Annotated in this window: 14 protein-coding genes; 9 read left to right on the top strand and 5 right to left on the bottom strand. The window is 71.1% G+C overall.

Going from position 1 to position 10698, the window contains the following annotated elements; translation table 11 throughout:
• The first annotated feature begins 24 nt into the window (after positions 1-24).
• The 8 genes from ASC64_RS08405 to ASC64_RS08375 all read left to right on the top strand — a co-directional run bounded on the left by ASC64_RS08405 (position 25) and on the right by ASC64_RS08375 (position 6384).
• Positions 25-1305 (top strand): MFS transporter, encoded by a 1281-nt coding sequence (locus tag ASC64_RS08405; protein ID WP_235563599.1) that lies wholly within the window; start codon positions 25-27, stop codon positions 1303-1305.
• 28 nt (positions 1306-1333) lie between these two features.
• Positions 1334-1621, top strand: coding sequence for a DUF1330 domain-containing protein (locus ASC64_RS08400; RefSeq protein WP_056907078.1), 288 nt, complete (start codon positions 1334-1336; stop codon positions 1619-1621).
• Positions 1622-1629: 8 nt separating this feature from the next.
• Complete coding sequence (locus ASC64_RS08395; RefSeq protein ID WP_056907077.1) at positions 1630-1971, top strand: DUF1801 domain-containing protein; 342 nt, start codon at positions 1630-1632, stop codon at positions 1969-1971.
• Between the two features lie 36 nt (positions 1972-2007).
• On the top strand, positions 2008-2166 hold the full coding sequence (locus ASC64_RS21980) for a hypothetical protein (RefSeq protein ID WP_156385094.1): 159 nt from the start codon (positions 2008-2010) through the stop codon (positions 2164-2166).
• Positions 2167-2276: 110 nt separating this feature from the next.
• Entirely contained in the window at positions 2277-3659 is a 1383-nt protein-coding gene (locus ASC64_RS08390; RefSeq protein ID WP_200937533.1) for an MFS transporter, read from the top strand.
• The gene (locus tag ASC64_RS08385; RefSeq protein ID WP_056907076.1) at positions 3643-4515 is read left to right on the top strand and encodes a 1,4-dihydroxy-2-naphthoate polyprenyltransferase; all 873 of its coding nucleotides are present in this window, start codon (positions 3643-3645) and stop codon (positions 4513-4515) included. Before ASC64_RS08390 ends, ASC64_RS08385 begins: the two co-directional genes overlap by 17 nt.
• 50 nt (positions 4516-4565) lie before the next feature.
• Positions 4566-5078 (top strand): DUF1707 SHOCT-like domain-containing protein, encoded by a 513-nt coding sequence (locus ASC64_RS21975; protein ID WP_056907075.1) that lies wholly within the window; start codon positions 4566-4568, stop codon positions 5076-5078.
• 49 nt (positions 5079-5127) lie between these two features.
• Entirely contained in the window at positions 5128-6384 is a 1257-nt protein-coding gene (locus ASC64_RS08375; protein WP_056907074.1) for a GNAT family N-acetyltransferase, read from the top strand.
• Positions 6385-6387: 3 nt separating this feature from the next.
• Here ASC64_RS08375 and ASC64_RS08370 read toward each other — a convergent pair whose 3' ends face one another.
• Positions 6388-6651, bottom strand: a complete 264-nt coding sequence (locus ASC64_RS08370) for a DUF4229 domain-containing protein (RefSeq protein WP_056907073.1) — start codon at positions 6649-6651, stop codon at positions 6388-6390.
• A 36-nt stretch (positions 6652-6687) separates the two neighbouring features.
• Here ASC64_RS08370 and ASC64_RS08365 point away from each other — a divergent pair, with 36 nt between their 5' ends.
• Positions 6688-6876: a hypothetical protein gene (locus ASC64_RS08365; protein WP_056907072.1), complete on the top strand. Its 189-nt coding sequence runs from the start codon at positions 6688-6690 to the stop codon at positions 6874-6876.
• Here ASC64_RS08365 and ccsB read toward each other — a convergent pair.
• The 4 genes from ccsB to ASC64_RS08345 all read right to left on the bottom strand — a co-directional run bounded on the left by ccsB (position 6790) and on the right by ASC64_RS08345 (position 10696).
• Positions 6790-7830 (bottom strand): c-type cytochrome biogenesis protein CcsB, encoded by a 1041-nt coding sequence (gene ccsB / locus ASC64_RS08360; protein ID WP_082550299.1) that lies wholly within the window; start codon positions 7828-7830, stop codon positions 6790-6792. The genes ASC64_RS08365 and ccsB overlap by 87 nt on opposite strands.
• Positions 7827-9446 (bottom strand): cytochrome c biogenesis protein ResB, encoded by a 1620-nt coding sequence (gene resB / locus ASC64_RS08355; protein WP_056907071.1) that lies wholly within the window; start codon positions 9444-9446, stop codon positions 7827-7829. Before resB ends, ccsB begins: the two co-directional genes overlap by 4 nt.
• A 9-nt stretch (positions 9447-9455) precedes the next feature.
• Positions 9456-9899 carry a TlpA family protein disulfide reductase gene (locus ASC64_RS08350; RefSeq protein ID WP_235563597.1) on the bottom strand — a complete coding sequence of 148 codons (444 nt, stop codon included), beginning with the start codon at positions 9897-9899 and terminating at the stop codon, positions 9456-9458.
• A 119-nt stretch (positions 9900-10018) separates the two neighbouring features.
• Positions 10019-10696, bottom strand: coding sequence for a histidine phosphatase family protein (locus ASC64_RS08345; RefSeq protein ID WP_056907070.1), 678 nt, complete (start codon positions 10694-10696; stop codon positions 10019-10021).
• Positions 10697-10698 lie beyond the last annotated feature (2 nt).

The following is a 10698-nucleotide window of genomic DNA, read 5'->3' as shown; positions in this document are numbered from 1 at the left end:
TCCGTTCTGCCACGATGGGCCGCGATGGAGGAGACCGACGAGCAGGCAGGGCCACGCGCCGACATGGGCAGGGGGAGCTGGCTCCAGCGCCAGCTGCCGCCGAGCCCGCTCGCCCGCTCGCTGTCGGTGCAGTCGATCCTGTTCGCGATCGGCGAGGGCACGTTCATCACCGGGTCGGCGGTCTTCTTCACCCAGATCGTCGGCCTGTCGGCCGCCCAGGTCGGCGTCGGCCTGACCGTCGCGGGCGTCGCGTCGTTCTTCTTCGCCGTGCCGGCGGGCAAGCTCGCCGACCGGGTCGGCACCAAGCGGATCTGGGCGATCGGCGCGGGACTGACCGCGCTGCTCTACCTGGTCTGGCCGTTCATCCACGGCTTCGCCGCCTACCTGGTGATGATGGTCGCGCTGGAGGTGGTCAGCCAGGCCGGCTGGAGCGGCCGCGGCGCCTACACGATCGACATCTTCACCCGCGAGGAGCGCGTCCAGTCCCAGGCCTTCATGCGGGCCGCGCTCAACATCGGCTTCACGGTCGGGGCGCTGATCGGCGGCCTGGCGCTGGCGACCGACAGCGACGCCGTGGTGCGCGCGGTGCCGATCCTCACGGGCCTGATCCTGCTGCTGAACGCCTGGTGGATCACCCGCCTCCCGGACCCGCCGGCCAAGGAGCCCGTCGCCGCGGAGGAGGCGGTCATCAAGCCGGCCGCGCTGAAGAACCGCGCCTTCCTCGCCCTGATGACCGGCGACGGCGTGCTCGGCACCAACCAGGTCCTGCTCAACATCGTCATCCCGCTGTGGCTGGTCGAGGAGACCGACGCCCCGCGGGTGCTGCTGGCCTGGCTGTTCGGCACCAACACCGTGATGGCGGTGCTCCTCCAGGTGGCGGCGGCGCGGGGCGTGGACTCGGTCGCACGGTCGCTGCGGGCGTCGTACATCTCGGCGGGGTTCTTCGTGCTCTCCTGCGCCATCGTGCTGGTCACCCACGACACCATCGGCTGGCTGACGATCTTCCTGGTCTGGCTCGGCCACGTGACCGTCACGGGCGCCGAGCTGTTCCAGTCCGCCGGTCACTGGGGGTTCATGTCCGAGCTCACCGACGCCGACCAGCGTGCGGAGTACCAGGGCGCCGCCCACATCGGCGGCACGCTCGGCTCGGTGTGGGCACCGGCCCTGTTCACCTGGCTCGCCATGGAGCACGGCTCGCTCGGCTGGGTCACGATCGCCGCGATCTGCATCGTGGGGACGCTGACGATGGGCCCGTCCGCGCGCGCCGCGGAACGCTATCTCGCGCGCCACGGCTCCGCGGCCTGAGCCGGCGCGGGGTCGTAGGGTCGGTCGCATGAGCGCGTACTGGATCACCACCTACAAGGCCGTGCACGACCAGGAGAAGGTGGCGGCGTACGCCGTCCTCGCCGCCCCTGCCCTGGCCGCCGCGGGCGGCCGATTCCTGGTGCGGGGAGTCCCCGAGGCGACCTTCGAGAAGGGCGAGACGACCCGCACGGTCGTCATCGAGTTCCCGTCCGTCGAGGCAGCGGTCGCGGCCCACGACAGCGAGGCCTACCAGGAGGCCCTGCGCGCCCTCGACGGCGGCGCCGACCGCGACATGCGCGTCGTCCCGAGCGCCTAGGTCACGCGATGGGCACCGACTGGCGGGCACGGCTCGTCGAGGAGATCCGCTCCCTGATCGCGGAGGCAGAGCCCGACGTCGTCGAGGAGACCAAGTGGCGCAAGGCCTCGAACCCCGACGGCGTGCCGACCTTCTCGGCCGACGGACTGGTCTGCACCGTCGAGACCTACAAGGACAAGGTGAAGGTCACCTTCGCCCAGGGTGCCTCGCTCGCGGACCCGACCGGGGTCCTCAACGCCAGCCTCGACGCCGGCACCCGGCGCGCGGTCGACGTCCACGAGGGTGACGAGCTCGACCGGGACGCCTTCGTCGCGCTCGTGCGCGAGGCCGTCGAGCTCAACCGCAGCTGAGCTCCCCGCCGCCCGGCACGGTGGCATGGTGGAGTGATGGACGCCTTCCGGCTCGTGCTCACCGTCGTCGTGATGGTGGGGGTGGTCGTCGCCATCCTGCTGTTCGAGCGCCGTCGGGCACGAGCGATCGAGCGCGACACCCGTGACATGGCGCAGGGGCGCGAGACCAGCGACGGCGAGGAGGACGCGCGGTAGCCAGGCACCGCACGTCGGACTCGGCCGGCGGCTCCGGAGACCGCGAGAAAGTAAAGGACTCTCCGGAAATCGGAGGACGGATGTCGTACCCGCGACCCACAATGTCCCCGATGAGCATCGTGTCGACCTTCAAGCAGCAGGCCACTCCCCCCTCACCCCTGGCGGGGCGCCTGGCGACACAGTCGCTCCTCTTCGCGCTCGGCGAGGGCACGTTCATGGCCGGGTCGGCGGTGTTCTTCACCCAGGTCGTCGGCCTCTCGGTCGTGCAGGTCGGCCTCGGCCTGACCATCGCGGGCATCGCGTCGTTCATCGCCGCCTACCCGATGGGGCGCGTCGTCGACCGCCTCGGTGCGAAGCGGTGCTGGGCGATGAGCTCGGCCGGCCAGGGCGCGATGTTCGCCGTATGGCCGTTCATCGACACCTTCCAGGGCTACGTCGCGATGGCGGTCACGATGGAGGTGATCGGCGCGCTCGGGGGCGTCGCGCACGGGGCGTACACGATCGACGTGCTGCCACCGCAGGAACGAGTGCAGTCGCGCGCCTACATGTACTCCGCGCTCAACGTCGGGTTCACCCTCGGCTCGCTGCTCGGGATCATCGCGCTCGGCCCGGAGTCGCTGACGCTCCTCATGGTGATGCCGCTGTTCACCTCGGTCGTCTTCCTGTTCAACGCCTTCAACATCACCCGGTTGCCCCACGCCGCCCACGACATGCGCACCGCCGAGGAGCGCCAGGCGGTGATCCCTGGGCCCGGCCCGATGAAGAACGTCGGCTGGCTGGTCTCCAGCTTCTTCCAGGGCATGCTGTGGACCAACCAGGTCATCCTCAACATCGTCATCCCGCTGTGGCTCGTCGACAAGACCGACGCCCCCTGGGTGATCCTGTCGCTGCTCTTCGGCACCAACACGGTGATGTGCATCGTGCTGCCGATGGCGGCTGCCCGCGGCATCAAGGACGTCACCACCGCGCTGAGGGCCATCCGGCTCTCGACGCTGTTCTTCGTCATCTCGTGCGTCATCACGCTGTCGACGCACCACACGGTGGGTCTGTGGACGATCCTGCTCTTCTTCCTCGGCCACGTGACGCTGACCGGCGCCGAGCTCTACCTCTCGGCCGCGAGCTGGACGTTCGAGGCAGAGCTGATGGACCCGCGCCGCCGCGGCGAGTACCAGGGCGCCGCCGAGCTCGCCGGCACCCTCGGCCGGGTCTGGGCGCCCGCCGCCTTCACCTTCCTGGCGATGAACTGGGGATCGGTCGGCTGGCTCGTCATCGCCGGCCTGATCGTGGTGGCAGCGGCCGGGCTGCACCCGTCGACCGCGATGGCCCGACGGTTCCTCGAGGAGCACGTCCCGGCCGACGTGCTCGCCGACGCAGCCGCCCACGAGGTCGAGGACGCGCCGGTCGGCCCGCCGATCGTCGAGCAGCCGGCCGAGCCCGGCGGAGCGTCCCCGTTCGACGGGCTGCCAGAATCCAGCGGTGACCTCACCCGCTGACTGGATCGCCGGCGCCCGTCCGCGCACCCTCCCCGCCGCCGTCGCGCCCGTCCTCGCCGGCACCGGCGTCGCCGCCCACGTCGACGCGGCCGTCTGGTGGAAGGCCGCGCTCGCGCTCCTGGTCAGCCTGGCGTTGCAGGTGGGCGTCAACTACGCCAACGACTACTCCGACGGCATCCGCGGCACCGACGCCGACCGCGTCGGTCCGATGCGCCTCGTCGGCTCCGGCGCGGCGACGCCACGTGCGGTGAAGCACGCCGCCTTCGCCGCGTTCGGCGTCGCCGCGGTGGCCGGCCTGGTGCTCGCGGCCACCACCGCCTGGTGGCTGGTCGCGGTGGGAGCCGTCTGCGTCGTGGCCGCCTGGTTCTACACCGGCGGCGAGAAGCCCTACGGCTACCTCGGCCTGGGCGAGGTCATGGTCTTCGTCTTCTTCGGCCTCGTCGCCGTGATCGGCACGACCTACGTCCAGACGACGGCCTGGGAGTGGCCCGCGCTCTACGCCGGCGTCGGCATCGGTGCCCTCGCCTGCGCGATCCTGGTGGCCAACAACCTGCGCGACATCCCCACCGACACCGTGGCCGGCAAGCACACGCTGGCGGTCCGTCTCGGTGACGAGCGCACGCGCTACCTCTACGCCTTCCTGGTCCTCGTCGCGGCCGCTGCCGTCGTCGCCGTCGCCGCCGCGACGACGTGGTGGGCGCTCGTCGGCCTCGGCTTCCTGGCGCGGGCCGCGGCACCGACCCGAGCGGTGCTGACCGGAGCCGCTGGCCCCGCACTCATCCCGGTCCTCGCCGGCACCGGGGCAGCGGAGCTGATCTGGTCGGTCCTCGTCGCACTGCCGCTGTTCGTGGCCTGAGATTCTCGCGTTCGGCGGCCGCTCCCCAGCGGGCATGGGATCCTCGTGGCATGTCCCAGCAGCAGCCCGAGGAGAGCGCACGCCTCGACGCGTTCGTGCAGCGGCAGGTCGCCGATGCCGTACGACGCAAGCGCGCGCGCGAGGACGCCGACGCCCAGCTGCGCGCCAGCACCCTGGCCTCGGACACCGATCGCGACCTGACGGCCACGGTGCTCAACGAGGCCTACGCGCAGGGCCGGCTGACCCCGGAGGAGCACGCGGAGCGCACCACCCGGGCGTTCACCGCCCGCACCCACGGCGACCTCGACGAGGTCCTCGTCGGGCTCCAGGTCCCCGCAGCGCCGGAGGTCGATCGCCCGGCGCGCAAGGTGCTCTTCTGGATGGTCACCGTGATCACGGCACCGTTCCTCCTGATGGGCCTCGGCCTGCTGCTGGCCGGCCAGGACATGGGTGACCGGGTCTTCGGCATCGTCTTCCTGGTGCTCTTCGGGCCTGGCCTCTTCGCTCTCCAGCGCTGGGCGTGGCCGCCGCGCGAGCGCCACCGCTGGTCGCGCCTGCGCTGACCCCCGTAATTGCGTGGCCCGGCACGGCGGTCGTCACTAGCGTGAGCGGGTGGACTACGACTTCGCGATCCTCGACTTCGACGACGAGTCCGAGCAGGCCGTCGCCCGGCGACGCGGCTGGATCGGCGCCGTCCAGCGCGGCTTCCGCGAGGACCGTCCCGAGGACACGCTGATCGACGTCTGGGTCCGCCACTACCGCTCCGACGGGGTCACCGTCCGCGGTGCCTGGTTGCCGGAGGGCGAGTTCGGCGCCGGCCCGATGCCGGTCGCGACCTACGCCAGCCTCGACAAGACGCTCAACGCGGGTCGTGAGCTGCTGCCGCTGCGGATGATCACCGACGTGACCACCAGCGCCACCCACCGCCGCCAGGGGCTGCTGCGCCGGATGATCGAGGCCGACCTCGCCGACGCCGCCGCGCAGGGCGTGCCCATGGCCGCCCTCACCGCTTCGGAGGCGACCATCTACGGCCGCTGGGGGTTCGGTGCGGCCACGCTCCGCAAGGGCGTCGAGCTCGACACGTCCCCCGGCTTCGGGTTCCGCTCCTTCACCGACCCCGGCCGCGTCGAGCTGATCGAGCCGGCAGACGCCTGGCCGCACGTGAAGGCCGTCTTCGACACCTTCCACGCCCGTCAGCGCGGCTCGGTGGAGTGGCCCTCGCCCTACGAGGACATGCACAGCGCCGCCTTCGACTTCGACAGCGGCGGCCCCAACCGCAAGCTCCGCGGGGCCGTGCACCTCGACGCCGACGGCGAGGTCGACGGCTTCGTGCTCTTCAAGCACGGCGAGAAGTACTCGGTGAAGGTCGACGAGATGGTCGCCCTCACGCCCGAGGCCCAGCTGGCCTTCTGGTCGTTCCTCGGCCACATGGACCGGGTCGCGAAGGTGACGTTCAACCTCTTCCACCCCGACGACCCGCTGGTGTGGGCGCTCACCGACATGAACCGGGTGAGGACGACCGAGGTCGAGGAGTTCCTGTGGCTGCGGCTCCTCGACGTGCCGCGGTGCCTCGCCGCCCGACCGTGGGCCGCGGACGGCACCGTCGTCCTCGAGGTCGACGACGCACTGGGCCACGCCGCCGGTCGCTTCGAGATCACCACCTCCGACGGCGTGGCGGCCACGTCACGCACCGACCGGCCCGGCGACGTACGCCTCTCTGCCGAGACGCTGGCCTCGCTCTACCTCGGCGAGGTCGAGGTCCGGCGGATGCACCACGCCGGTCGCCTCGAGGGCCCGGAGGAGGCCGTGGCGCGCCTCGCCGCCATGGCGGACCTCAGCGAGCCGCCGTACAGCCTGACGGGGTTCTGAGGGTCAGTCCTGGTCCTCGCGCGCCTTGCGCTCGTCGAAGGCGGCGGCGGCCTTGGCCGCCCGCGACTCGACGCGCCGGGCGAAGGCCTCGCGCTGCCGCTCGAGGATGAAGTACGACGCGATGCCCGAGACCAGGAACGCCAGGACGACGGCCCAGAACAGGTGGAACCGGCCGTCGAAGAGCAGCGCCATCACGCCGATGACCACGCCCAGCGAGGCGAGGAACAGCACGATCCGCAGCAGGGTGTAGACCACGAACTCCTTCACGGGGCCAGCCTAGGCGGGGCGGTCTACATTGGAGGAATGCTGAAGGTCCTGCTGGTCGTCGCGCTGATCGCGGTCGTCGTGTGGGTGCTCGTGAAGATCATCCTCGGACGGATCGGCGACGGCGGTGACTCTCCGGCGTCACGCCCGCGCGTGATCGGCCCGGACGACGACCCGGACTTCCTGCGCGACATCGACCGGCGCCGTCGCGACCCGGAGGACGACTGAGCGCTCCTGCGCGGCACCCTTGGCGTAGGAGTGCTGGCTGGTGGTGCTGAAGAAGTTGATCCCGATGAAGTTGAACCACAGCGTCGCGACACCGACCAGCGCCAGCAGCGCGGCGTTGCGCCCGCGCCAGCCGGCGGTCGCGCGGGCGTGGAGGTAGGCGGCGTAGACGACCCAGGTGATGAACGCCCACACCTCCTTGGGGTCCCAGTTCCAGTACGACGACCACGCCTGGTGCGCCCAGATCGGTCCGGAGATCAGCACGCCGAAGGTCCACACCGGGAAGCCGAAGGCGTGCATCCGGTAGGCGATGCGGTCCAGCGCCGGCAGCTCGGGGAGGCGGGCGAGGTAGCCGGTCTCCTTGGTCGAGCGCGCCTTGAGGAGGTAGAGCATCGAGGTGATGCCGCCGAGGGTGAAGGCGCCGGTGGCGATGACGGCGGCGACCACGTGGATCACCAGCCAGTAGGACTCGAGCGCCTCCGTGAGGGGTGCGACCGGCTCGTAGAGCCACAGCACGTCGGCGAGCAGCACGCAGAGCACGAAGCCGACGACGATCGGTCCGAGCCACGACAGCCGCCAGCGGCTGGTCGTGGCGAGGAACAGCGCCACCACGACGAAGGTGCCGCTGAGGGTGAACTCGTACATGTTGCCCCACGGCACCCGGTTGGGGTCCGCGGCGATGCCGCGGCCGAGCAGGGCGATGGCGTGGGCGAGGGCGCCGATCCCGGTGAGCAGCAGGCCGAGACGGCCCGACATCGCGGCCCGGTCTCCCGTGCCCTCGTCGGCGACCTCGACGTCCACGACCGGGGCGCCACCACCCGCGGCGACGGCCTGCCGGACCGGGACGTCGCGCAGCGCCGCCCACTGGACGGCGTACGCCAGCAGCGCGAGGAAGTAGACCACGCCTGCCGCGGCCACGCCCTGGTTGCTGAGGGTCTCCCACTGAACGTCGGTCATGGTGTTGCCTCTCGGTCCTGTCTGAGTGCTGCCACGATCGCAGCCAGCTCGCTGCGGCCGGTCTCCGGGTCTCCCCCGGAGGAGCGGTCGAGGCGTGCCACCTCGACCAGGGTGGTGCCGTCGTCGCGGCGGCGGGCGCGCACCCAGAGCCGGCGGGGGCGCACGAAGAGCGACCCCAGCAGGCCGAGCAGGGCGGCGACGACGCCCGTCAGGGCGACCAGCTTGCCCGGGGTGCGGCTGATCTGGATCTTGTTCCAGCGCTCGAGGCCCTCGAACGTCACCGACCCCATCCCGTCGGGCAGCTCCACGCTCTCGCCGGGGCGCAGGTCCATCCGGAACGGCTGTCCGTTGGGCTTGGTCACCTGCTCGGCCTTGGACTTGTCGAGGACGTAGACCGACGCGCTGGTGCCGTTGTCGAGGCCCACATCGCCGGTGTAGACGTTGAGCGAGACCAGCGGGTCGAGGGCGTCGCCCCAGGCCGAGGCGGGCATGGTCAGCTTGCCGTCGGCGTCCTTGCCCATGGTGAAGGTCGGGTAGAAGGTGCCCTCGAGGCCGATCTGGGTCGGCTGGGCGTCGGGTGCCTTCACGACGCCGAACGACTCGAAGGTCCGGGCGTTGGTCGGCAGGAAGACCGTCGGCCCCGACTGGGCGATGTTGCCGTCGCCGTCGCGGATCGTGATCACCGGTGCGTAGCCGTGACCGATGAGGAAGACCTCTGTGCCACCGATGGCGAGCGGGTGGTTGACCTTGAGGTCGTACTGCCGCGTCTCGGCGCCCGGCTCGGTCGTGTAGTCGAGGTGCGCGACGAACTTGCGCGCCATCCCGGCCCGGGGGCCGTCGGTGATCCAGTCGACGTCGAAGTCGGTGATGCTGAAGGAGAACGGCTCCATCACCGCCGGGTCGAAGAGGCTGCCGGGGGCGAAGTCGTCGTACTGGGTGAGGTTGTTGGAGAACCCGTAGTCGGCGCCGTTGTACATGATGACGCCGCCCTTGTAGCCGAAGAGGCTGCCGACGGCGACGCCGACCAGGACCACGATGACGGCGAGGTGGAAGACCAGGTTGCCGGCCTCGCGCAGGTGCCCGCGCTCGGCGTCGACGGAGTCGGCACCCTCGTCGAGGGCGACCCTGTAGCGCCGTCGCCGCAGCGCCTGCGCAGCGCGTGCGAGCACGACCTCGGGGTCCTCGTCGGTCTCGTACGCCGTGTGCTCGGGCAGGCGCGAGAGGTTGCGGGGCGCCCTCGGCGGGCGGGCCCGCAGCGCGCGGGCGTAGACGAACAGGCGCGGGATGATGCACCCGACGAGCGAGATCATCAGCAGGATGTAGATCGCGGAGAACCACACCGAGCCGTAGACCGAGAACAGGTCGAGACGGTCCCAGATCGGGGCCAGGCGGGGGTGGTTGTCGCGCCACTGCGAGACCGCCAGGGAGTCGACGTCCTCCTGCGGGATCACCGACCCGGGGATGGCGGCGAGGGCGAGCAGCAGCAGGAGCACGAGCGCCGTACGCATCGAGGTCAGCTGTCGCCACGACCAGCGCGCGAGCTCGCGGGCGTTGAGGTCCGGGGGCAGGGCGGTGGCCTGGCGGTCGTCGGACGGACGTCGGTCGAGCTGGGTCACGGCGTCTGCTCACTCACCGAGGACCACGTCCACCAGCGACAGGAGCGTCTGCGTGGTCGGGATCCGACCCTGGACGGAGGCGGCCACACGACCCTGCGAGTCGAGGACCACCGTGCTCGGGATGGAGCGCGGGTTGAGGGTGCCGGCGAAGGACAGCAGGGCGGACCCGTCGGGTGAGTAGATCGACGGGTAGGCCACGTCGAAGTTGCGGGTGAAAGCGAGCCCCTTCTCCGCGGAGGAGTCACGGATGTTGAGCCCGAGAAAGCTCACCTTGTCGCCGAGCTCGGCGGCGGCCTCGTTGAGGTCGGGCTGCTCGACCCGGCACGGGGGGCACTCCGACCACCAGACGTTGATCACGACCGGCTTGCCGCGGAGGTCGGCGAGGTCGACCGGCTTGCCGTCGAGGTCCTCGCCGGAGAGCTCGAGGGGCGCGTCGCGGTCGGCGGCAGCCACCTCGACGGGGACGCCCTCGCCGGAGATGTAGCCCTTGTCGCCGGTGCCGGACAGGCTCGAGCAGCCCGTCAGGGCGAGGCAGGCCAGGACGAGTGGGATGACGGCGGAGCGGAGGAGCTTCAGGGCCGGTCCTCCTGGCGGGCGCCGCCGGCCGAGAACGGGGCGGAGCGGTCGGCGACCGGGATCAGGTCGCCGGCGGGCTCGGAGTAGCGCACCTGGACCATCCGGTCGTCGTCGAAGACCACGCTGGTCAGCGAGCACAGCGTGCACTGACGGTTCTTGGGGTGGTGGAGGTAGCTGCGCTTCTCCAGGAACAGGCGGGTCGTCCAGATCGGCAGCTGGTGGGAGACCACGACGGCCTCGTGACCGCGTGCGGCGTCGCGGGCGTCGTGGACCGCTGCGACCATCCGCCCGGCGATCTCGTCGTAGGGCTCGCCCCAGGACGGCTTGAGCGGGTTGTACATGTGGCGCAGCAGGCTCGGCCGCTTGAGGAACGTCATGGCGCCGTCGCCGAAGTCCACGCCCTGGAACTTGTTGCTCGACTCGATCACGCGCGGGTCGATGACGGGCGTCAGGCCACGTACGGCGGCCAGCGGCGCGCCCGTCTCCTTCGCGCGCTCCAGCGGCGACGTACGGATGTGGGTGATGTCGCGTTCGCCGATCGTCTCCGCGATCCGCTGCGCCATCTGGTTGCCCAGGTCGGAGAGGTGGAAGCCGTCGAGGCGCCCGTAGAGCACGCCTCGGGGGTTGTGCACCTCACCGTGTCGGAGCAGGTGGACGATCGTCTGGACACCCATGC

The organism is Nocardioides sp. Root122 (assembly GCF_001425025.1).
GTDB lineage: Bacteria > Actinomycetota > Actinomycetes > Propionibacteriales > Nocardioidaceae > Nocardioides.
The sequence above is the reverse complement of the archived record's forward strand: the minus strand, read 5'-3'. Positions and strand labels throughout refer to the sequence as shown.